At 47.1% G+C, this 21,649-nt stretch carries 20 protein-coding genes, 1 tRNA gene and 1 other annotated feature; of the genes, 2 read left to right on the top strand and 19 right to left on the bottom strand.

Translation table 11 applies throughout. The features are described from left to right. The 3 genes from BM124_RS11345 to BM124_RS11335 form a co-directional block, all read right to left on the bottom strand. On the bottom strand, positions 1-453 hold the full coding sequence (locus BM124_RS11345) for a tripartite tricarboxylate transporter TctB family protein (RefSeq protein ID WP_093337652.1): 453 nt from the start codon (positions 451-453) through the stop codon (positions 1-3). A gap of 66 nt (positions 454-519) precedes the next feature. Then, a complete protein-coding gene (locus tag BM124_RS11340; RefSeq protein WP_093337651.1) occupies positions 520-1,530 on the bottom strand; it encodes a tripartite tricarboxylate transporter substrate binding protein in 1,011 nt (336 codons plus the stop codon). 127 nt (positions 1,531-1,657) lie between these two features. Beyond that, complete coding sequence (locus tag BM124_RS11335; protein WP_244504317.1) at positions 1,658-2,671, bottom strand: LacI family DNA-binding transcriptional regulator; 1,014 nt, start codon at positions 2,669-2,671, stop codon at positions 1,658-1,660. A 162-nt stretch (positions 2,672-2,833) separates the two neighbouring features. Between BM124_RS11335 and BM124_RS11330 the strand changes: the two genes are divergently transcribed. Next, entirely contained in the window at positions 2,834-3,592 is a 759-nt protein-coding gene (locus BM124_RS11330) for a DUF817 domain-containing protein (RefSeq protein ID WP_093337647.1), read from the top strand. 45 nt (positions 3,593-3,637) lie between these two features. Here BM124_RS11330 and BM124_RS11325 read toward each other — a convergent pair whose 3' ends face one another. From BM124_RS11325 to guaB, 9 genes are all read right to left on the bottom strand, one after another. Next, positions 3,638-4,288, bottom strand: a complete 651-nt coding sequence (locus BM124_RS11325; RefSeq protein ID WP_093337645.1) for an SDR family oxidoreductase — start codon at positions 4,286-4,288, stop codon at positions 3,638-3,640. 49 nt (positions 4,289-4,337) lie between these two features. Then, on the bottom strand, positions 4,338-4,559 hold the full coding sequence (locus BM124_RS11320) for a hypothetical protein (RefSeq protein ID WP_139217122.1): 222 nt from the start codon (positions 4,557-4,559) through the stop codon (positions 4,338-4,340). 75 nt (positions 4,560-4,634) lie between these two features. Then, positions 4,635-4,727 (bottom strand) — tRNA-Ser (locus tag BM124_RS11315). Between the two features lie 94 nt (positions 4,728-4,821). Further along, positions 4,822-5,253 (bottom strand): Lrp/AsnC family transcriptional regulator, encoded by a 432-nt coding sequence (locus tag BM124_RS11310; protein WP_093337697.1) that lies wholly within the window; start codon positions 5,251-5,253, stop codon positions 4,822-4,824. A 215-nt stretch (positions 5,254-5,468) separates the two neighbouring features. Next, positions 5,469-6,746: a serine--tRNA ligase gene (serS, locus tag BM124_RS11305; protein ID WP_093337642.1), complete on the bottom strand. Its 1,278-nt coding sequence runs from the start codon at positions 6,744-6,746 to the stop codon at positions 5,469-5,471. A gap of 105 nt (positions 6,747-6,851) precedes the next feature. Beyond that, positions 6,852-7,079, bottom strand: a binding site (T-box leader). A 29-nt stretch (positions 7,080-7,108) separates the two neighbouring features. Beyond that, positions 7,109-7,714 carry a pyridoxal 5'-phosphate synthase glutaminase subunit PdxT gene (pdxT, locus tag BM124_RS11300; protein WP_093337640.1) on the bottom strand — a complete coding sequence of 202 codons (606 nt, stop codon included), beginning with the start codon at positions 7,712-7,714 and terminating at the stop codon, positions 7,109-7,111. 15 nt (positions 7,715-7,729) lie between these two features. Then, on the bottom strand, positions 7,730-8,614 hold the full coding sequence (gene pdxS, locus BM124_RS11295; protein ID WP_093337639.1) for a pyridoxal 5'-phosphate synthase lyase subunit PdxS: 885 nt from the start codon (positions 8,612-8,614) through the stop codon (positions 7,730-7,732). Positions 8,615-8,738: 124 nt separating this feature from the next. Next, positions 8,739-10,067 carry a serine hydrolase gene (locus tag BM124_RS11290; protein ID WP_093337695.1) on the bottom strand — a complete coding sequence of 443 codons (1,329 nt, stop codon included), beginning with the start codon at positions 10,065-10,067 and terminating at the stop codon, positions 8,739-8,741. A gap of 176 nt (positions 10,068-10,243) precedes the next feature. After that, positions 10,244-11,701, bottom strand: a complete 1,458-nt coding sequence (gene guaB, locus BM124_RS11285; RefSeq protein ID WP_093337637.1) for an IMP dehydrogenase — start codon at positions 11,699-11,701, stop codon at positions 10,244-10,246. 199 nt (positions 11,702-11,900) lie between these two features. On the opposite strand from guaB, the gene BM124_RS11280 reads away from it, so the two are divergent. After that, positions 11,901-12,869: a YaaC family protein gene (locus BM124_RS11280; protein ID WP_093337635.1), complete on the top strand. Its 969-nt coding sequence runs from the start codon at positions 11,901-11,903 to the stop codon at positions 12,867-12,869. Here the strand turns inward: BM124_RS11280 and BM124_RS11275 are convergent. The 7 genes from BM124_RS11275 to dnaN all read right to left on the bottom strand — a co-directional run bounded on the left by BM124_RS11275 (position 12,844) and on the right by dnaN (position 21,599). After that, complete coding sequence (locus BM124_RS11275; protein WP_093337634.1) at positions 12,844-13,926, bottom strand: HD-GYP domain-containing protein; 1,083 nt, start codon at positions 13,924-13,926, stop codon at positions 12,844-12,846. The two genes, BM124_RS11280 and BM124_RS11275, sit on opposite strands and share 26 nt — an antisense overlap. Positions 13,927-13,984: 58 nt before the next feature. Beyond that, positions 13,985-16,531 carry a DNA gyrase subunit A gene (gyrA, locus tag BM124_RS11270; RefSeq protein WP_093337632.1) on the bottom strand — a complete coding sequence of 849 codons (2,547 nt, stop codon included), beginning with the start codon at positions 16,529-16,531 and terminating at the stop codon, positions 13,985-13,987. A gap of 91 nt (positions 16,532-16,622) precedes the next feature. After that, positions 16,623-18,560, bottom strand: coding sequence for a DNA topoisomerase (ATP-hydrolyzing) subunit B (gene gyrB, locus BM124_RS11265; protein ID WP_170841115.1), 1,938 nt, complete (start codon positions 18,558-18,560; stop codon positions 16,623-16,625). Between the two features lie 64 nt (positions 18,561-18,624). Then, positions 18,625-18,909 (bottom strand): extracellular matrix regulator RemB, encoded by a 285-nt coding sequence (gene remB, locus BM124_RS11260; protein ID WP_093337631.1) that lies wholly within the window; start codon positions 18,907-18,909, stop codon positions 18,625-18,627. A 10-nt stretch (positions 18,910-18,919) separates the two neighbouring features. Next, positions 18,920-20,041: a DNA replication/repair protein RecF gene (gene recF / locus BM124_RS11255; RefSeq protein ID WP_093337629.1), complete on the bottom strand. Its 1,122-nt coding sequence runs from the start codon at positions 20,039-20,041 to the stop codon at positions 18,920-18,922. Between the two features lie 9 nt (positions 20,042-20,050). Next, positions 20,051-20,275: a S4 domain-containing protein YaaA gene (yaaA, locus tag BM124_RS11250; protein WP_093337627.1), complete on the bottom strand. Its 225-nt coding sequence runs from the start codon at positions 20,273-20,275 to the stop codon at positions 20,051-20,053. Positions 20,276-20,456: 181 nt separating this feature from the next. Next, entirely contained in the window at positions 20,457-21,599 is a 1,143-nt protein-coding gene (gene dnaN / locus BM124_RS11245) for a DNA polymerase III subunit beta (protein ID WP_093337625.1), read from the bottom strand. Positions 21,600-21,649: the final 50 nt, after the last annotated feature.

The following is a 21,649-nucleotide window of genomic DNA, read 5'->3' as shown; positions in this document are numbered from 1 at the left end:
CTAAGGAAGTTGAATGTACAAAAGGTTTTGGAATACATATTGAACAAAAAAGATTATTCCAAACATCACAATATATAAATACCATTTCCTTACAGATAATACCCACATAATAAGCAGCATGAAAATAATAGTTGCAGGAATGTAATGAAGGAACTCGATAGTAAAGACATATACTCCCATAATAATAAATACTATGAATCCAACCCATTTACTTCCTTCTTTATCTTTCTCTTTTTTTTCTTCATGTTCTTGAGATGAACGAATAAAAAAAGTACTTAACAAAGAAAAGGCACTAATAACGATGAGAGCTATCGCTAATACATTAGGAAAAAATTCTGGTCCGTACGTAGAAGAGTTTTGATTAACCTGTACTTGTGTAGGAATTAATACTTTCCAGATTATTATTCCCGACATAAATAGAAACAGCCAAACATATCGCTCTTTCGATATCACTTATAACTCCTCCTGGACATTGTCAGAGTGTGGCAGGGGTTTAACCCCCACCATACTCAAATTTTGTTATTCTGCTGAAAGGCCCATATTTTCTATGATTTTTCCATGCTGTGATTTGTTCTTTTTCAAACGTTCTATCACTTCTTCACCACTTAAACTCTGTTCAGTCAAATTCGCATCTTTTAGAAACTGCTGAAACTGATCACTGGCCATAGCATCATTTACAATACTTGTTAATTTATTTTTTACTTCGTCAGAAGTTTCTTGAGATACAAGAAGAAACTTCCACACACTCATGTCAATAGAGTAACCCTTTTCTTTAAATGTTGGAACATCAGGTAATTTTTCAAAACGTTCCGGTGAAAATACACCTAAAATCTTAATGTCCCCAGAATCTACATGCTGCATAATACTTCCTGGATGAGCAGCAATAGTATCAACGTGTCCACCAAGTAGCGCAGATACTGCCGGATTTTGTCCATCATAAGCAATGCTCTCTGCATTTATCCCAGCTTGATTAAAAAACGCTGCCTGAGCCAAATCCGGTAATCCCCCAGCACCAGAGTGACCATATGAAATTTGAGTATCACTTTTTTTCTCTGTAATTAAATCGTCCAGGGAATCCCAAGGAGAATCGGCATTTACTGCTAATACAATCGGCTCATATGTCAACCCTGAAATCGCTTTAAAATCATCGATAGAATACTGTACGTTCTTTAAATGGGGCTGTGTTGTAAATACCCCTACCGCATCCAGAAGAATAGTGTGGGCATCCGGCTGGGTTTGTGCAACTTCTGCAGTCGCAATCGTACCACCAGCACCTTCCCGATTCGTAACGGTTACATCTTGATTAATATTAGAACTCATTGCTTCTGCTAAAGCCCGGGCTGTTTGATCACTGCTTCCACCTGCTGCCCAAGGTACTATAATTTCAATTGGCTGAGTTGGATAATCTACGCTGTCTTCTCCACCCCCATTACTATTTCCTGTAGCATTTTCATCTGAGTTGGAACCGCAAGCCGCTAGGATGAAAAGAAATGATAAAAGAACGACGAAGCTTCTCATGGTTTTTTTCATTTTATATACCCTCCATGGATAAAATATTTGTTTCGCAATGTCCTGTAGTTGAAACAACTTCACTTTATTGAATGCGGTTTCAATTATCTTTCTAATCGATTAGATTTTTGCCTAAAAAATCTCATTTTTATTTTAACGATTTCAAATCACCGCTGGTTTTTCTAATGATAAGGCTTGTATCCAATACTACGGGCTGAGAAGAACTACTGGACTGCTGATTATTTATTTTATTAATCAGCATCTGAACCGCTTGTCTACCTATTTCATAACGTGGAACATGTACTGTGGTCAACTTTAAGGAAGATGTCATAAATAGATCATCATACCCTGTGACAGCAAGATCATCAGGTATGGAAAACCCTGCGTTTTTAGCAGCATCCACAGCAGCTAACGCCATGAGATCAGAACTGGAAAAAATGGCGGTTGGTTTTTTTTCATGAGTTGAAGTCAATAATTGTGTTACCCTATTATACGTCAGCTCATAATCCGTTTCCCCTTTGATTATCCATTCCGGGGGGACTGTAAAACCTGCTTCCTGCATGGCTTTTTCATGACCTTTTTTTCTATTCAAACTGACGGACGATCCTAAAAGTCCTTCAATTATGGCAATATGCTGATGTCCGTGTTGAATTAAATGCTTTGTTGCTTTATAGCCTCCGGTGAAGTTATCAGCCGTCACAGAATCCGCTTCAATACCCTCTATAAAACGATGGGCAAACACCACGGGAATCTGCGTTTCCAATAATGATTGGACCTGTGACATATCTCTTTCCATTGCATTAGCTAAAATTAGACCATCAATCCCCCCCTGCCGCACCTGATTCATAACATCTTTCAGTTGATCTTCTTTATCTTCCGTATTAATCATAATTAGCATGAACCCATTTTCTTTAGCAGCATCTTGACATCCTTTTGCCAAATCAGGATAAAACGGGTTCGTGATATCCGGTAATACGAGGGCAATGGTGTAATTTTTTTTCACTCTAAGTCTCCTGGCCACTTCATTTGGAACATAATTCAATTCATCAATAGCTTTAAGTACTTTGTCTTTCATTCCATCGCTGACCGGACGTTCATTTAATACGTACGATACCGTTGCAACGGATACGCCTGCCTTTTTCGCAATGTCTTTTATCGTCACCAACATTTCCACTCCTAAAAATCTAATCGATTAGATTGGTTTAAGTATACGCTTTCAAATATTTAAATGTCAATGAATTTTTGTACTTTTCAATCATAAGATGTTACAAAATATATTTCTATTATAAAATGAGGTTAACAATCAATTCTAGGATGATACATAATGAGGCAGTTATTCTACTTTGGATGGGAGCAGGCGAAGTCCTGTGTTTTTCCTCTTGTTATTTTTCTCAGTCTCGGCCTGACCCAGGTGGTTAGTGTTCCCGGACTGGCAAGGTATGACCTGATTTTTCTGATTTGTACAGCCGCTCAGGCACTGATGCTTGTTTCCCGTATGGAAACGATGGATGAGTTGAAAGTGATTGGTGTGTTTCATCTTATCGGACTGGCGCTCGAATTGTACAAAGTACATATGGGGTCCTGGAGTTATCCGGAGGAGGCGGTGACAAAAGTGTACGGGGTGCCGCTGTACAGCGGGTTTATGTATGCCAGTGTAGCAAGTTACATGTGCCAGGCGTGGCGGAGGCTGGATCTCCGGCTTACCCACTGGCCGCCGACGTGGATGGTTGTGCTTCTTAGCGCGGTGATTTATTTCAACTTCTACACCCACCACTTTGTCTATGATATCCGCTGGATTCTGAAAATCCTCACCCTTTTTGTGTTTCTGCGTACCATGGTGTTCTTCACGGTAAGATCCTCGACCTACAAGATGCCGTTGTCCCTGGCGTTTGTTCTGATTGGTTTTTTCATATGGGTAGCGGAAAATATCGTCACTTTGTTAGGCGGCTGGAGTTATCCCCACCAGCAGAGTGGATGGGATGTCGTGCACGTCGGAAAAATAAGCTCCTGGCTGCTGCTTGTTATCGTTAGCTTTTTGATTGTGGCCTTTTTAAAACACTTCAAGCAGAACCGAAATCCTTAAAAAACCTTCCCGGAATCCATTCCGGGAAGGTTGAATGGGGACATATTACAACGATTGTATGGCTTCGCGGATGGATGTGCTGCCGCCCACCAGCTGAAATTGTTTTCCGGTGGTTGCATCGTTTTCGAGGCAGGCGGTGATGACGTCTGCCACATCCTGCCGCGGTACTTCCCCGCGTTCCACTTTTGTTTCTGCCTGCACCTGCCCGGTTCCTTCTTCATTTGTCAACATGCCGGGCTGAACGATGGTATAATCCAGGTCGGATGCTTTCAGCCATTCATCGGCATAATGTTTCGCCGCGACATACGGCGAGAACGATTCAGGGGCTTCCAGAATGGCTTCGCGGCTCGTATCAAACGAGCTGACCATCACAAACCGTTTCACGCCGGCTTTCTCTGCCGCCTTGATCGTTTTTACCGCTCCATCCAGATCAATCATGATGGTTTTATCTTTTCCGGTATGCGGTCCGGAACCGGCCGTGAAAACGACCGCGTCCATACCTTCAGCGGCTTTGGCGATGGCTTCGATACTGTCTTCCAGATCAACCACGGCAGTGTCCGCGCCAAGCTCTTTAAAATAAGATGCCTGTTCCTCTTTACGGATCATCGCTTTGGCTTTCAGCTTATCACTGTTTTGAATCGAAGATACGAGATGTTTACCAATCTGGCCGTTTGCGCCGACAACAAGAACGTTCATATGATTCATCCTTTCTGCAGCAAAATCTTTTCTCTTATCATGTTACATTTCATTCCAGCACTTTTATCGTAACCTGCTGCCAAAAACCATGTCCAGTTATCCGCCCACACGTCTTCGGCAGAGCACTGCAGACACTACGTGCATAGTTCCCGTTTTCCGCAGGTTTAAACCTGCTGCGCACGTATCCGGGTGGTACGGCTTCCTGCAGCAGCAGAGGATCGTCCGAGTACCGGCGGCGTTTGAACACTGCTGTGAAGCCTTTATCTCTCATAAAAAAAGACACGGCTTTCGCGGCCATGTCCTGTTGATTATTTATCCGTTATGTATCGTATGGTTGTTGTTAAAATGGCGGAGGAGGAGGGATTCGAACCCCCGCGGGGCGTTAACCCCCTGGCGGTTTTCAAGACCGCTCCCTTCAGCCGAACTTGGGTACTCCTCCGTATGACACAGGCTGTTCTCTCAGCCGACAAACACAATATTATCATATGAGGTTATTCCCTGCAATACTCTTTTTTTGTACAGATTCCGGATAGTCACTGCCGGATAACATAGGAAAACGAGTCTTTGTACTGCTTCAGCTCCACATTGACATCCGCGCTTAATATGCCGTCAATATGAGCCAGTTCCTCGTTTACAAACCGGACGAGGCTGTCATTGTCCTCGAAGTAGGCCTGGATGATGAGATCATGCTTTCCGGAAAATGCGCCGATGAATCGTACTTCGGGGAACTGCTGCAGGCTTTTGGCGATATTGTCCTGCTCCCCCAGTTTCGTGGAGAACCCGATAATAGCCTGTACATACAATCCAACCTTATTTGGATTCGTATGAATGATGAATTCAAACACTTCATTTTCGAGCATTTTATTAATCCGTGACCGCACGGTTCCTTCACTTACATCGAGATAACGGGAAATTTCACTGTAAGACCGTTTGCCGTTTTCCTGCAGGTAAGAAAGAATATTCATATCCGTCTGATCCAGTTTCACAGGAAGTTCCTCCTCTTTGGATAACGTTCGGGTACACGAAAATGAGAATAACCGCCTTCATGATTTGTTATAAAAGCTATAGTTATTATAAAAAAAATGCAGCCACGCTTGCAAGGCTTCCGATTCATTTGTTCAAACGATCCAGATACAAAAACAGGACCAGCTGCCGCTCCAGCCGGTCCATTTTCTCCAGTTTATTTTGAAATATATGTTTTGTTGCCCATGTAGCCGCGCAGTACTTCAGGAATTTGAATCGAGCCGTCTTCCTGCTGGTAATTTTCCATAATGGCAGCAACGGTGCGGCCGACCGCCAGACCGGAACCGTTCAGCGTATGAACAAATTCGGTTTTTGCTTTTTTGTCCCGTTTGAAGCGGATATTGGCACGCCGCGCCTGAAAGTCTTCAAAGTTACTGCAGGAAGAAATCTCTTTGTAGTCTTCATAACTCGGAAGCCACACTTCAATATCGTACTTCTTGGCGGCGGTAAACCCGAGATCTCCGCTGCACATGTTCATCACGCGGTACGGCAGTTTCAGGCGCTGCAGCACATTTTCCGCCTGACCTGTCAATGTCTCGAGATCCTCATATGACTGTTCCGGCAGCGCAAACCGGACCAGTTCCACTTTGTTGAACTGATGCTGACGAATCAGACCGCGTGTGTCCCGTCCGGCCGAACCCGCCTCTGACCGGAAGCAGGCACTGTACGCAGCATATCGAAGCGGCAGGTCTTCGATATCGAGAATTTCATCCCGATGCATGTTCGTGACGGGCACTTCTGCCGTCGGAATCAAAAAGTAATCTTCTTCCCTGATTTTAAAGGCATCCTCTTCAAATTTCGGGAGCTGGCCGGTGCCGGTCATGCTGTCACGGTTCACCATATACGGCGGCATCATTTCTTCGTAGCCGTGCTCTGCTTCATGCATGTCCATCATGTAGTTAATCAACGCTCGCTCAAGTCTTGCGCCGGCTCCTTTATAAAAAACAAAGCGGCTGCCTGTCACTTTCGACGCTCGTTCAAAATCCATCATCCCAAGGTCGGCCGCCAGATCCCAGTGTGCTTTCGTTTCAAACGTAAACGACGGTTTCTCCCCCCAGGTGCGGACTTCTTCATTGTCGGACTCATCTTCGCCGTACGGCACACTTTCATGAGGGATATTGGGAATGCGGAGCATCAGATCTTCGAGCTGCTGTTCGATCCCTTTCAACGCTTCATCCAATTCTTTAATACGGGACGAAACTTCCTTCGTCTCCTGAATCAGATGATCAGCGTCTTTTTTCTCGCGTTTCAGCTCGGCCACCTGCTGGGAGACTTCATTTCGTTTCTGCTTCAACTCTTCGGTTTTTTGAATGTAATCCCTTCTCTTTTCGTCAAGTTCCTGAAAGGTATCCAAATCCGCAATATTTTCGCCCCGCTTAGCAAGCTGTTTTTTGACTTCTTCAAAGTTATGCCGCAGTTTTTTTACATCAAGCATGTTCATCCTCCTTCGTTTACTGATGCGTGTGATTGATTCATTCGCTGCTGATTATCTCATACCTTTTTGACGGGCAGACAAGAAAAACTCCCGCCCCTTGATATAGAAAGGGACGGGAGCCGGGGCCCGCGTTGCCACCCAGATTGCAGCGTACGCGCTGCCTCTCTTTGCATCCTGTAACGTGGATGAACCGAAAAAACGTACTGACGGCCACGGCCGTGTTCCTTTTTTCACTCAGGGCGGGATTCCCGGTCATTCTGCAGCTGGTTCTCAGCAGCCACCAGCTCTCTGCGTGTCAGACATGCCGGTACTATGGCCCGTCGTTGATTTTCCTTCGGTGGATACAACCACCGCTTCTTCTATTACGTCACAGCGGTGTGTTCCGGAGCTGTTTCTTTTGACTCACGTACCATTTGTACAAAATATTGATGAAACCGCGTATCGTCTGTCAGTTCGGGATGAAAGGAGCAGGCAAGCAGATGATTCTCCCGCGCTGCTACTATCTCTCCATTAAAGGACGAGAGAACCTCTACGTCATCTCCTGTGCTGGAGATGAGCGGCGCACGAATAAATACCGCTTCCATATCTTTGGCTACATCTTTGACAACAAGTGTCGTTTCAAAACTTTCGCGTTGACGTCCGAAGGCGTTGCGCTGGACGTCTATATCCATCAGCTGCAGGTGGCCTTGGGGTTCCTGCGCGATGCGTTCGGCCATTAAAATGAGACCGGCGCAGGTGCCCAGTATCGGTTTGCCGGCAGCAGCAAATTCGCGCAGCGGTTCATAAAAACCGTACTTATTGACGAGACGGCGCATCGTGGTGCTTTCGCCGCCGGGAAAAACAAGGCCGTCCAGTGCATCCAGCTGATCCGTCCGCTTTACAATGACGGTCTCCACGTCAGGAGCCTGCAGGCTTTTGACGTGTTCCTGCACAGCACCCTGGAGAGCAAGCACGCCGATTGTCACCATATACGGCACCTCCTTTTACATGCTTCGGTCCTGCATACGTTCCGACGGGGCAAGCGTGGACATTTCCAATCCCTGCATCGCAGTACCGAGTCCTCTGGAAAGCCGGGCGATCAGTTCATAGTCCTGATAATGCGTCGTGGCTTCCACCACGGCTTTCGCGTATTTATCCGGGTGTTCGGACTTAAATATACCCGATCCTACAAACACACCGTCGGCACCGAGCTGCATCATGAGTGCAGCGTCAGCAGGCGTCGCAATACCACCGGCTGCGAAGTTTACAACAGGCAGTTTTCCTGTTTCTTTAATACCCAGCAGCAGTTCATAGGGAGCTCCCAGGTTTTTCGCTTCTGTCATCAGTTCATCTTTGGACATGCCCGCAATTTTCTTTAATTCGGACTGAACCATCCGCATGTGGCGGACCGCTTCCACGATATTGCCTGTTCCCGGCTCCCCTTTGGTGCGGAGCATGGAAGCCCCTTCGCCTACGCGGCGGAGTGCTTCCCCCAGATCACGGGCCCCGCACACAAACGGAACGGTATATTCACTCTTGTCGAGGTGGTATACTTCATCCGCCGGTGTGAGCACTTCGCTCTCATCGATATAATCCGCACCCAGTGATTCCAGCAGTCTGGCTTCCACGATGTGTCCGATTCTTGCTTTTGCCATGACCGGAATGGATACAGCATTCATCACTTCTTCAACGATCGTTGGATCAGCCATGCGTGCTACACCGCCGGCCGCACGTATATCAGCAGGTACACGCTCCAGTGCCATCACCGCTACAGCCCCTGCCTCTTCGGCGATTTTTGCCTGTTCGGCGTTGACGACGTCCATGATAACGCCGCCTTTCTGCATTTCCGCCATTCCTCGTTTTACTCTGTCTGTCCCTCTATCTGCCATTTTCCATTCCTCCTGGTCCCTTCGTTATATCGTTTCGTTCCGTCATCGTGTATCAAGAACAAGACAAGACGTAATGGTATCATTTATTATAACACTACCACCCGTGCGAATAAACACTTATGGCCTAGAACAGTCCCTGCACAAAGCTTGAAGCACCGCTCCACATACTGCCGAAGAATCCGCCGACGCTCTTCATCGTCAACGCGAACCAGCCGGATCTTTCCACACCTTCATCAATAACAAGCGGGACATTCTTTGAAGACGCGTTCTGCTCCAGCAGATACTGCGGTGCCGCTTCACCGGTGAGTGAAACCTGTCCAATTTCTGTACCTGCTTCTACCGGAGCCTCCAGCTCCCCGTCTTCATTCAGTATGTCCTGATTGATTTCCACAGATGTGCTTATGTTTTCGGCGGCTCCGTTCTCGAGAAGAAGCGAGAGACTGCTTCCGGTCGAGGCTGAAACAGTGTCTTCCTTTCCATTTACAACCGGAATCGAAGAAGTATCTTCAAAAGACTGCCCTTCCTGAACAATTTCTGTTTCAGAAAGATTCTCAAATCCGTAGTTATATAGTTTGGCGGTTTCTTTAAAACGGGCTGTTTGTGAATCGGTACGCATCACGACGGAAATGAAGCGGGTGCCGTTTTGTTCCACTGTGCCGGTGAAAGCATTGCCCGCCATTTCCGTATATCCTGTCTTCAGGCCGTCTACTCCTTCGTAATCAAGACTCCCATACATGCTGCCGGGAAGCATCCAGTTCCAGTTATCCATGGAGGTATTGGCGCCGTTTTCCCGGAATGTTTTTTCCGTAATGCTCGCCGTATCCAGGACATCCGGGTACTCGTCCAGCAGATGATATGCAAGCTTTGCCGATGCCCGGGCAGACATCATATTTTCGGCATCCGGCTCGGTTCCTTCCGGATGAAGTCCATCCATGGAAGAATTGTTCAGTCCTGTGGAATTCACAAATTCATATTCTTCCATCCCCAGTTCCTCAGCTTTACTGTTCATCATGTCGACAAAATCGGATTCGGAGCCGGCAACATGCTCGGCTAAAGCTATCGAAGCACCATTTGCGGAATAGATGGCCATCGCTTCATACAATTCCTGTACGGTATATGTACGATTCTGCCTGAGCGGCACATTGGATAAGGCATTATTCTGGGAAATTTCCTCTGCCTTGCTTGTCACATTCACTTCAGCGTCCCAGGACGTGTCCCCCTGTGCTACCGCTTCATTAACAAGATATTCGGTCATCATTTTTGTCATGCTCGCCGGAGGAAGAATAACATCGGGTTTCTTGCTGTAAAGAATCTGGCCTGAATCAGCGTCCACCAATATCGCTGATTCCGCAGCAAGCTCCGGTTCCGCTGCCTGTACGTTTGTTTCTGTCTGAAATAGTAATCCGGCAGCCAGTGGTACTGCCGCCATCATAGATAGTATGCTTTTCTTCATCAATCTCGTGCACCTCCACGCTCTACTTACACAACCGATATTTTACCATACGAACCGTTAAAAAAACAGATTGCTCCAGTCCCAAAATTAGAAGTTCATCATTTCCCGGGAAATAATAAAGTCCTTCAAAAAGAAGAAGAGGTGCCCCTTCTATCTTTTCGAAGGACTCGGATATTCTATAAATTATAATTGGGTGCTTCTTTAGTGACCTGCACATCGTGTGGGTGGCTTTCTTTCAGCCCTGCGTTGGTAATTCTTGTGAACCGGGAATTTTCACGCAGGTCGATTAAATCTTCACTGCCGCAGTATCCCATGCCGGCACGGATTCCGCCAAGTAGTTGATGAATGGTATCGGTCAGCGGTCCTTTGTAAGGAATACGCCCTTCAATCCCTTCAGGAACCAGTTTCTGATTGTCTTCCTGAAAATAACGATCTTTGCTTCCCTGTTCCATGGCGCCCATCGACCCCATGCCGCGGTAAACCTTAAACTGTCTGCCTTGATAAATCACTGTGTCTCCCGGACTTTCTTTCACTCCGGCCAGAACACTGCCGAGCATGACAGCGTGACCTCCTGCGGCGAGGGCTTTCACAATATCCCCCGAATATTTGATGCCGCCGTCGGCAATAATTGGTACATCGTGCCGTGCTGCTTCTTCCGCGCAGTCAAAGACAGCGGTGATCTGAGGGACACCGACACCGGCCACCACTCTTGTCGTACAGATGGATCCCGGTCCGATACCGACTTTTACGACATCCGCTCCAGCTTCAATGAGCTCACGGGTTCCTTCCGGCGTGGCCACATTCCCGGCGATCAGTGTCACATCCGGATACGTGTCACGAATTTCCCTCACCTTATCCAGTACACCTTTGGAGTGTCCATGTGCCGTATCAAGGACAAGCGCATCCACTTCCGCTTTCACAAGTGTATCGATACGAATCATCGCGTCCCCTGTCACACCGACAGCAGCTCCGGCAAGCAGTCTTCCCTGTTTGTCTTTTGCCGACTGAGGGAATTCAATGACCTTCTCGATGTCTTTGATCGTAATAAGTCCCCGCAGTACCTCATCATTATCAAGAAGAGGAAGTTTTTCGATACGATGCTCCTGCATAATCTTTTCAGCTTGTTCAAGAGTCGTTCCGACAGGCGCTGTTACAAGGTTGGAGCTCGTCATGACATCCCGGATTTCAATGGAATAATCTTCGATGAAACGAAGGTCCCGGTTTGTCAGAATACCGACCAGCTTCTGTTCTTCATTGACGATCGGCACGCCGGAAATCCGGTATTTCCCCATCAGATACTCCGCATCGTATACTTTTCGTTCCGGTGTTAAAAAGAAAGGATCGGTAATGACGCCGCTTTCCGACCGTTTCACCTGATCCACCATTTCCGCCTGTTCTTCAATGGACATGTTCTTATGAATGACCCCGAGTCCGCCTTCGCGGGCGATTGCTATCGCAAGCGGTGCTTCTGTCACCGTATCCATTCCGGCGCTTACAATCGGTATATTGAGGTTCAGTTTATCCGACAACGTCGTTTTCAGCGACACATCACGCGGATGAATATCCGAACGGTCCGGCATCAAAAGGACATCATCAAACGTTAACCCCTCTTTGGCAAACTTATCTTCACGCATTGTAACACTCCACCTTTCTGTACCTTCTTTATTCTCGTGCCCAGGAAAAAGAATGATTCATAACCAGCCTCTAACAAGCACATGCTAAAACCAACTCTGAGATTTTCTAATATCTTATCATGTTTTTTTCCTGATAACGAGAATTATAAATAAGTTTAAACTTTCTGATTTATTTTACAGGACAGAAAGGTGTCTAACCATGAAGCCAACGGATTCTTCTGCACATTTTTCTTATTATGCCGCATTTGAATCACAGAATGTACTGCAGCGAAAACTGGAAAAAGAGTACCTCGTCCGCGGTGCTTCCGCCCGAGATGCGCTGCGGTGGAGTTACCGGAATACTCCGGTGTTTCACTATGAATGGCTTCTCGGACGAACGTACTGGACAGAAGGAGCAGAGGTTTCCCTGCTGACACGTCCTCTCCTTTTGTTTTACGGTCTCACCCATCTTTTGAAAGGTCTCCTACTTACCGAGGATCCTCATTATCCAGCAGCTGCGGATATGCTGACCCACGGGGTGACGACGAGAAAAAAGAAGAAAAAACAGTTTACGTTTCTTGAAGATGAAGTAAAAATCCAGAAACAGGGGTTTTTCCCGCATTTTTCGTTATATATGTTTCACATGAAACATGCAGCGGGGGAAAAATGGAAAATCAACCACCTTTTTTTCAAATGGGATGCGATGGTTCATTTGTATCTGGATATCTTCGGGGAAGAAGCACTTCCACGCGTGCAGCTGTTTTCTTCCAGTATTACGGTGGAGCATGTTTCTTCCGAAAAAGAGCAGTCACTTTCCCTGATCCGTAATCAGCTTGAACAGCTTGGTATAGAAGTGGAAGGTATAAAAAAAAGAACAGCAGGTACTGTCCTTTTTTCAATAAAACGGCTGCCTGACGATGCTGCTTCCCGGCTTATCCGCCGGGGAAACAGCTATTACATGCCGCCTTCCTGTTTTGATGTATCCAACCTGGCTCCGCTTTCCATTCATTACCTTCTGTTGTACGATTTAAGTATGCTCTGCCGTTATGAAGGAGAATGGTGGGGGGATCTCTGTACACAGCGCGTGGGAGAAGATTACTCGTTCATACACTACTATCTGGACTGGGCACTCACCGATGTCCCCCGGCAGTTCAAGGCATTTTTCAGTTCTGGAGGATCTCTTCGATAAACGGTCCCTTATTCCCCTGAAGCTGAATAATATCTTGGTGAGTGTCGGAACGAACCATAGGCTCAGCAGGCGATTTTTCATCAATGTAGATAATAGTGGCAGTATCTCCGTCACTAAGTCTGACATTGCTTCCAAGGGAAAATGTAATAAGAGCCTCCGTCAATAACTGAAGAACGTACGGATCCAGCCGGCCGAACTCCTCCCGGAACATTTCATCGATGACTTTATAGGGGGAGCGCTTCTTCCGGTAGTACCGTTCACTTGTCATGGCATGGTAAACATCGGCCGTACTGACGATTTTACTTAACGTATGAATGTTGTCTGTTTTCATTTGAAGCGGATAACCGCTTCCGTCTTCCCGTTCATGATGCTGCAAAACACTGAGAAGAATCTGGGTGTTTACAGCCTTTGTTTCTTTCAGCATATGATACGAATAATACGGATGGTTTTTCACTTCTTCGTATTCCCATTCCATCAAATGACCCTTGTTCTGCAGAATACCGCCCGGAATCCGTGCCATACCAGCGTCGCACATAGCTCCCGCGATGCCCGCCTGCAGCCATTCCTTTTTGGAAAGACCCATTCTTTTAGCCAGAAACATGGATAATAGAGCGGTAGAAACGGCATGATGATACAGATAGTCATCTTTCGTGCTGTAATGATGGAGCGAAAAAATCTGATTCGGAGATTCAAACAGTTTTTCCGCAGGAGAAGCGAGAAGGGACCGGACTTTGTCCATTTCAACGCGGGCGCCTCCTGCCCACTTTTGAAACAGACTCTTGTAGGCCTGCACGGCTTTTAAATAGACATCCAGAAATGTTTCAGGTGGATGTTGTGTCATTTCCTCCTCGTCATCTTCCTGTTCTTCCGGCATGAAGGGGGTACCGTCGACCAATCTGTTCTCTACAAATACATGTGTGATCATAAAGGCTTTCAGTACATTCAGGTGTTCATGGGACAGGACGGTCTTCTTTCTGATAATAGGACGAGACGTAACTGCAAAAACATCCTCACGAAGAATACAACCTTCCTTCAGATACTTCGGTTTCACTTTCATGCCCTCTCCCCCACTCCGGCTGCTGAATTGACTGCTCTTCACATCTCAGTCTGACACTTTATTCTTCCGTCGGCGTGTCATCCTGTTCCTCATCGTCATTTCCATAGGATTCTGTCTCTGTTTCTTCGCTCTCCTCTGCCGGAAGCTGTTCTTTCCCGTCTTCCATTACGAGCTCATCCTCCGGCGTTTCCACTGGCGCCACCGTCGAAACCACTTCCCCTTCGGAAAGGCGGATTAATGTCACACCTTGAGCATAGCGGCCGAGTCTGGAAATTTCGCGCGCTTCCATCCGGATAAGAACTCCATGAACCGTCATAATCATAATATCATGATCATCCGATATACAGCGCATGGAAACGATCGATCCGTTACGTTCCGTTAAGTTACAGGCTTTAATCCCTTTTCCACCGCGCTGCTGCACTTTGAAATCGCTGATCGGCGTGCGTTTTCCAAAACCTTTATCCGTCACCACCAGCACTTCTTTTCCTTCTGCCGCAATGTCCATTCCTACCACTTCATCACCCGGCGTAAGCGAAATAGCTTTCACACCGGTAGCGGAGCGGCCCATAAAACGGACATCCTCTTCGTTAAAATGAATGGCAGTGCCGTTTTTTGTTCCGATGATGAGGTGCTCCTCTCCATGTGTCAGACGAACACCGTACAACTCATCATCTTCCTTGATGTTGATCGCAAACAGACCGCCTTTACGGATGTTGGAGTAGGCCGACAGCTTGGTACGTTTGGCAATGCCCTGTTTTGTCAAAAAGAACAGATACGCATCATCAGAGAATGCTTCCACCGGAATAACGGTGCTGATGTATTCATTTTTTTCCACTTGAAGAAGGTTGATGACCGGTATCCCTTTGGCAGTCCGCTGCAGCTCCGGAATTTCGTAGGCTTTCAGCCGGTAGGCTTTTCCTTTGTTCGTAAAGAACAGAATGGTCTGGTGGGAACTGGTCGTAAACAGATGTTCCACAAAGTCATCGTCATTGGTTCCCATTCCCTGTACTCCTCGGCCGCCGCGGCGCTGGCTGCGGTAGGTATCAATCGGCATCCGTTTGAGGTAACCATGGTGAGAGATGGTGATGACCACATTCTGCCGTGGAATCAGGTCCTCATCTTCGATTTGATTCTCGCCGGCTGTGATAAGCGTCCGACGCTCGTCATTATACTTTTCTTTCACCTCGGTCAGTTCTTCCCGGATAATTTCAAGAACCCGTTCTTCACTGGCCAGAATCTCACGAAGTTCTTTAATCCGTTCCATCAAATCGCTGTATTCCTGTTCGATTTTGTCCCGTTCCAGCCCGGTCAGCCGCTGCAGGCGCATTTCAAGAATCGCCTGGGCCTGCTCATGTGTAAGGGAGAACCGTTCAATTAGTCCGGTTCTTGCAATATCGGTAGTCTGGGAATTCCGTATCAAGTCAATAACGGCATCAAGATAATCCAGCGCGGTACGGAGTCCTTCCAGAATATGGGCTCTTGCTTCTGCTTTTTTCAGTTCGAACGCTGTACGGCGCTTGATGACCACTTTCTGGTGTTCGAGATAGTGGCTGAGGCACTGCTTTAGGTTAAGTACCTGCGGGCGTCCGTCCACAAGAGCCAGCATATTGATACCGTAACTGGTCTGCAGAGCTGTCTGTTTATATAAATTGTTCAGCAGGACGTTCGCGTTGGCGTCCTTTTTCACTTCGATTACGATGCGCATGCCGTTGCGGTCGGATTCATCACGCAGATCCGTAATGCCCTCTATTTTCTTCTCACGGACAAGCTCTGCGATCTTTTCGATAAGACGGGCTTTGTTCACCTGGTAAGGAAGCTGATCCACAATAACAGCTTCTTTGCCGCTTGCGTGTTCTTCGATATAGGCATTTGCCCGGATCGTAATAGACCCGCGTCCTGTCTGATAGGCACGCCTGATGCCGGATCTGCCTACAATGGCAGCAGCTGTCGGAAAGTCAGGACCCGGAATGTACTCCATCAAGTCAGGAACCGTCATTTCAGGGTCCCTGCTCAGAGCAAGCACCCCGTCAATGACTTCCCCCAGTTGATGAGGCGGGATGTTGGTCGCCATTCCTACAGCAATACCTGCTGCACCGTTTACCAGCAGGTTCGGGAAGCGGGAAGGCAGAACAATCGGCTCTTGTTCATTACCGTCATAGTTGTCTTGATAGTCGATGGTATCTTTGTTGATGTCCCGTACCATTTCAAGCGAAATTTTGGACATTTTCGCTTCCGTATAACGCATGGCCGCCGCGGCATCTCCGTCAACGGAACCAAAATTGCCGTGACCGTCCACAAGCATGTTCCGGTAGCTGAAATCCTGCGCCATCCGCACCATCGTTTCGTATACCGCCGAATCCCCGTGGGGATGATATTTACCAATGACATCCCCGACAATACGCGCAGATTTGCGGTAGGGTTTATCCGGTGTCATGCCGAGCTCATTCATCGCAAAAAGGATACGGCGGTGCACCGGCTTCATGCCGTCCCGCACATCAGGCAGCGCCCGGCTGACGATGACACTCATCGCATAATCCAGAAATGAGGTACGCATTTCCTGGCCTATATTTATTTCTGTTACGTTCGATTCCTCATGATCTGCCATACCTTAAACCTCCCAATTCTGATCCATCCCTATCGTACCTGCGAAAGAGACAGAAAAAACAGCGTCCCTTTTATCCAGGTGAAACAGCCCGCTATACATCCAGGTTTTCTACATAGTGCGCGTTTTCCTGAATGAAATCCCGTCTTGGTTCCACCCGGTCTCCCATCAATGTTTCAAAGATTTCATCCGCTTTCATTGCATCTTCAAGCTGGACTTGAAGGACAGACCGCGCCTCCGGATTCATCGTCGTCTCCCATAGCTGGGACGGATTCATCTCGCCCAGTCCCTTATAGCGTTGATATCCCGGTTTCGGCTGTTCCGGAAGTCCTGCGAGAACCTGTTCCAGTTCATTTTCCACGTACGCGTAACGGACCGTTTTCCCCTGTGTGATTTTATATAAAGGCGGCTGCGCAATATAGATATATCCACTCTCAATCAGCGGCCTCATATAGCGGTAGAAAAACGTCAGCAAGAGCGTACGGATATGGGCGCCGTCCACGTCCGCATCCGTCATGATAATCACCCGGTGGTAACGCGCTTTGGAAATATCGAATTCGTCCCCGATGCCGGTGCCAAGTGCTGTGATAATTGAACGGATTTCATTATTGGCAAGAATCTTATCCAGCCGTGCTTTTTCTACGTTGATAATTTTTCCCCGCAGCGGCAGAATAGCCTGAAAATGCCGGTCTCTTCCCTGTTTGGCGGAACCGCCTGCGGAGTCTCCCTCCACGATGTAAATTTCGCTGATGGATGCATCATTGGAAGAACAGTCCGCCAGTTTACCCGGCAGCGAACTCACTTCCAGCGCATTTTTCCGGCGGGTCAACTCTCTTGCTTTCTTTGCCGCGTCCCGGGCTCTGGAAGCCATCAATCCTTTTTCCACAATCTGCTTTGCGGTTTCCGGGTTTTCAGACATGAACCTGGAGAAGTGCTCGGAAAACAGAGAGTCTGTAACCGTACGGACATCACTGTTACCAAGTTTGGTTTTCGTCTGCCCTTCAAACTGTGGATCCGGGATTTTCGTGGAGATGATCGCCGTCAGTCCTTCCCGGACATCGTCGCCGATCAGGTTCGGATCATTTTCATTGAATAAATTGTATTTTCTTGCATAGTCATTGATCACACGGGTCAGGCCGGTTTTAAAACCGGATTCGTGCGTTCCGCCTTCATGGGTGTTGATATTATTGGCAAACGAGTACATACTGCTTGTGAAACTCGTATTATACTGAAACGCAATTTCCACCTGCACCCCGTCTTTTTCACCTTCGATGTATACCGGTTCGTCATGCAGCGCTTCTTTCTGACGGTTCAGGTATTCCACAAAAGAAGCGATGCCGCCCTCATAATAATACTCTACTTCTTCTACCTGTTCATCGCGCTTGTCGTTAAACGTGATGCGGAGTCCTTTGTTCAGAAAAGCAAGCTCCCGCAGCCGGGTGGAAAGAATATCATATTCAAATTCAATGCTTTCTTCAAAAATGAGCGGATCCGGACGGAAATGGATTTTCGTTCCGTGTTTTTCGGTCGTGCCGATCTTCTGTACGTCCTGTTTCGGAACGCCCCGTTCATAATTTTGATAATAGACTTCCCCGTCGCGGTGGATTTCCACCTCAAGCATTTCGGACAAAGCGTTCACTACCGAAGCTCCGACCCCATGCAGTCCTCCGGAAACTTTATAGCCGCCGCCTCCGAATTTACCGCCGGCATGCAGGATGGTCATGATGACTTCCACAGCCGGTCTTCCCATTTTTTCCTGAATACCGACAGGAATACCGCGTCCGTTGTCCTGAACGGTAATACTGTTGTCTTGTTCCACCGTAATAAATATGTGGTCGCAGTATCCTCCCATGGCTTCATCAATGCTGTTGTCGATGATCTCCCAGACGAGGTGGTGCAGTCCGCGGCTGCTCGTTGTGCCGATATACATTCCCGGACGTTTTCTTACCGCTTCCAGACCTTCCAGTACCTGTATCTGACTTTCATCGTACGAATATTGATCTACTGACAATTTATTCACCTTCGCTTCCATCACGAGTTCCAAGTTTTCTGCACGTCCGGTTGGTTTTGTTAATCTGTTCCTGCTGTTTTGTATGTCAGGTTTGGGTTGTATCTTCCTGATCTTCGGTATAATCATCGTATTCAGAAATGGCCTGGGCCCGCCGTTTGAGTGTAAGGGTGGAAATAGGAGACAAATATATTTTTTCCGTCGTCACAACGACAGATTTCGTTTGTTCTGCCGAAATCCTCTCAACATCCTCTTCCTTCCGGGATGATAGAAACTGCTGGGTTATACTGGAGGAATCATGTGTATCCTGATCGACGATCGTGATAACGTCTTTCGAACGGATCACCGTATCTCCGCCTAAATGAATAAACATCCGTTCCACCTCATTTCATCTGCTTCAGCGTTCCGGCTTCGGCAGTAAATGTCGAAGCCTGTTTTAAGGTTTCGTGTTCAATACCGTCCACGCTGGTCGTTGTTACAAATGTCTGAACCTTTCCCTGAATCGTATGAAGAAGATGAGACTGCCTGTTGTGGTCCAGTTCGGAAAGAACGTCATCCAATAATAATATCGGGTATTCCCCGATATTATCGTGTATAAGTTCAATCTCCGCCAGTTTGAGCGACAGGGCGGCAGTGCGCTGCTGTCCCTGGGAGCCGTACGTCTGCACATCGCGTCCGTTGATACGCATCATAAGCTCATCGCGGTGGGGTCCGCTTAGTGAAAGACCCCGCCGGATCTCATTCTGCCGGTTTTCTTCGAATTTTTTTCGGACCTGCTCTTCTATCTTCGACAAGTTCATGTCTTCTGATACCTCGGTGGTAGGAGCGTACCCGACTTTCAGGTGTTCCTGCTTCTTTGTGATCTGCCCGTGAATCTCCCCTGCCCACTCCTGAAGGAGGCGCAGAAAGGAAAACCGTCTGCTGATCACCTTCGCCGCCGCCTGGGAAAGCTGTTCCGTGAGTACGTCCAGCATCATTTCCTGCTCCTGGTCCGGGACGGGGAACATATTCTTAAGCAGCTGGTTACGTTGTTTCAAAATCTGTTGATACAACATTAAATCATGAAGATAAACGGGGCTGATCTGGCCGATTTCCATATCTATGAAACGCCGCCGCATGGAGGGACCACCTTTTACAAGGTTCAAATCTTCCGGCGCGAACATCACGACATTGCATGTACCGACGTAGCCGCTTAATTTCTGATGTTCCAGTCCATTGACTTTTGTTTTTTTTCCTCTCCCGGAAACAATGACCTCAAGCGATAATGATCCGGTTTTCCTTTCCATCTCTGCTTCTATTCTGGCAAAGTCCTGATCCCACTCAATCAGCTCCCTGTCTTTGGACGTACGGTGGGACTTGGCAAATGCCAGAACATATACAGCCTCCAACGCGTTGGTTTTTCCCTGGGCGTTTTCGCCGAGGATGACGTTCACTTTATCTTCAACGTTCAATGTGACGTCCTTATAGTTGCGAAACTGCTTCAGGCGGAGTTCTTTAATATGCACGATATCCCTCTACGAACGATTGGAAGAAATAGATATCTTCCCAACTTCTTCAATATCGATTTCGTCTCCATGGTACAATTTCCGTCCCCTTCTTTGATCCGGTTCGTCATTGACAAACACTTCAAAGTCGGACAGAAACAATTTGGCCATACCGCCGGAATCAATGACCCCGGCTTCCTGAAGCAGCTGCCCCAATGTAATATATTCCGTATCAATCATGATTGTCTGGTGCATTTCTTTTCCTCCTGCCTCTGGCGGCGTTCCTGCTTTATTCTACAGACCGGCTGTTCCGACTAACTGTAATTACGAACGACATAAGGTTTCATTCCCCATTTTACTAAACTATAGCGATAACGCCAAGTAGGAAAAAAAGAAGAGAAACATCCGTTTCCCTTCCTAAAAAAGTTCAAGTTGTTCAGTAGGTCCGTACCGGGGAAAACAGATGCAGCATCTGGTCGTGATCCGACGGGCGGATGACAAACGGGCTCATGGCTCCGGTGAACATAATGTGCACGACTTCACTGTCAATAACTTTCAATGCATCCATAATGTTCTTTCCGTTAAACGAAATCCTGAGCTCCTCTCCTTCTACAGAATGGCAGGTGATACGTTCTGTTACTTTCCCTACTTCTGCCGACACGGAACTGATTTCAATATCGCGGCCTTCCAGTGTCTTAAAGTTGATGACGTTGTTTTTGGCCTCTTTGGAAAGAAGCAGTGCGCGCTCCAGTGAATGCAGCAGATCTTTGGTCGGCACCTCCATCGTCGTCTTCGAATAATCTGGAATCATGTTGCTGGTAACCGGATATTTTCCATCCAGCAGTCTTGAGAAAAACAATAAGTGTCGGAATTTAAATAAAACCTGGCTTTCTGTGACAACAATATCCACTCTTTCATCTGTATCCTCAAGAATCTGCCTCAGTTCACTCATGCTTTTTCCCGGGATAACAACATTGGAAATATTGAGCGGCTCTCCCTCCGACTCAATCCCCGCTTTTCTCATCGCAAGACGATGGCTGTCTGTTGCAGTACAGCTTAACTGGTCCTGTTCGTTTTCCAGGTTTACACCTGTTAATACCGGGCGTGTTTCCTGAGTGGACACGGCAAATACAGTCTGCCGAATCATGTCTTTCAAGAGATTCTGCGGAAGCGAGAATGTTTGGTTTTCTTCCAGGTTTGGAAGACGAGGATACTCTTCCGGATCCAGCCCGTTCAGATTGAATACGACGGAACCTGAACGCAGTGTGGCAGCAAATTGATCCTGAACAAGCAGTTCAATTTCCTCGCCCGGCAGCTTTTTTACAATATCCGCGAAGAAACGGGCCTGCAGTACAATGCTTCCTGTTTCTTTAATATCAATATAGTCTTTTTCTTCATCCGCTTTAGGAATAAATGATTCGATGGAAATATCGGAATCACTGCCTGTTAACGTAACGCCCTCTTCGGATGCATCTATTTTTATTCCTGTCAAAATAGGAATTGTCGTTCTTGTAGAGACAGCTTTATTTACATGCTGTACACCCTGCACGAAGGTTTCCCGGTGAATGACAAAATGCATACGACATCTCCCTTATATATATTATATTTATTAATAAAACAGTCGTAACA

This window comes from Salibacterium halotolerans, from assembly GCF_900115625.1.
GTDB lineage: Bacteria > Bacillota > Bacilli > Bacillales > Marinococcaceae > Salibacterium > Salibacterium halotolerans.
The sequence above is the reverse complement of the archived record's forward strand: the minus strand, read 5'-3'. Positions and strand labels throughout refer to the sequence as shown.

Excerpts from the sequence above, each read along its gene's own strand:
- serS (WP_093337642.1), bottom strand. The coding sequence starts at position 6,746 with ATGCTTGATGTAAAAAAACTGCGGCATAACTTTGAAGAAGTCAAAAAA.
- gyrB (WP_170841115.1), bottom strand. The coding sequence starts at position 18,560 with ATGGAAGCGAAGGTGAATAAATTGTCAGTAGATCAATATTCGTACGAT.
- BM124_RS11280 (WP_093337635.1), top strand. The coding sequence starts at position 11,901 with ATGAAGCCAACGGATTCTTCTGCACATTTTTCTTATTATGCCGCATTT.
- pdxS (WP_093337639.1), bottom strand. The coding sequence starts at position 8,614 with ATGGCAGATAGAGGGACAGACAGAGTAAAACGAGGAATGGCGGAAATG.
- BM124_RS11330 (WP_093337647.1), top strand. The coding sequence starts at position 2,834 with ATGAGGCAGTTATTCTACTTTGGATGGGAGCAGGCGAAGTCCTGTGTT.
- gyrA (WP_093337632.1), bottom strand. The coding sequence starts at position 16,531 with ATGGCAGATCATGAGGAATCGAACGTAACAGAAATAAATATAGGCCAG.
- yaaA (WP_093337627.1), bottom strand. The coding sequence starts at position 20,275 with ATGCACCAGACAATCATGATTGATACGGAATATATTACATTGGGGCAG.
- BM124_RS11340 (WP_093337651.1), bottom strand. The coding sequence starts at position 1,530 with ATGAAAAAAACCATGAGAAGCTTCGTCGTTCTTTTATCATTTCTTTTC.
- pdxT (WP_093337640.1), bottom strand. The coding sequence starts at position 7,714 with ATGGTGACAATCGGCGTGCTTGCTCTCCAGGGTGCTGTGCAGGAACAC.
- BM124_RS11310 (WP_093337697.1), bottom strand. The coding sequence starts at position 5,253 with ATGAATATTCTTTCTTACCTGCAGGAAAACGGCAAACGGTCTTACAGT.
- BM124_RS11325 (WP_093337645.1), bottom strand. The coding sequence starts at position 4,288 with ATGAACGTTCTTGTTGTCGGCGCAAACGGCCAGATTGGTAAACATCTC.
- BM124_RS11275 (WP_093337634.1), bottom strand. The coding sequence starts at position 13,926 with ATGAAAGTGAAACCGAAGTATCTGAAGGAAGGTTGTATTCTTCGTGAG.
- BM124_RS11320 (WP_139217122.1), bottom strand. The coding sequence starts at position 4,559 with ATGAGAGATAAAGGCTTCACAGCAGTGTTCAAACGCCGCCGGTACTCG.
- remB (WP_093337631.1), bottom strand. The coding sequence starts at position 18,909 with ATGTTTATTCATTTAGGCGGAGATACGGTGATCCGTTCGAAAGACGTT.
- BM124_RS11290 (WP_093337695.1), bottom strand. The coding sequence starts at position 10,067 with ATGAAGAAAAGCATACTATCTATGATGGCGGCAGTACCACTGGCTGCC.
- dnaN (WP_093337625.1), bottom strand. The coding sequence starts at position 21,599 with ATGCATTTTGTCATTCACCGGGAAACCTTCGTGCAGGGTGTACAGCAT.
- guaB (WP_093337637.1), bottom strand. The coding sequence starts at position 11,701 with ATGCGTGAAGATAAGTTTGCCAAAGAGGGGTTAACGTTTGATGATGTC.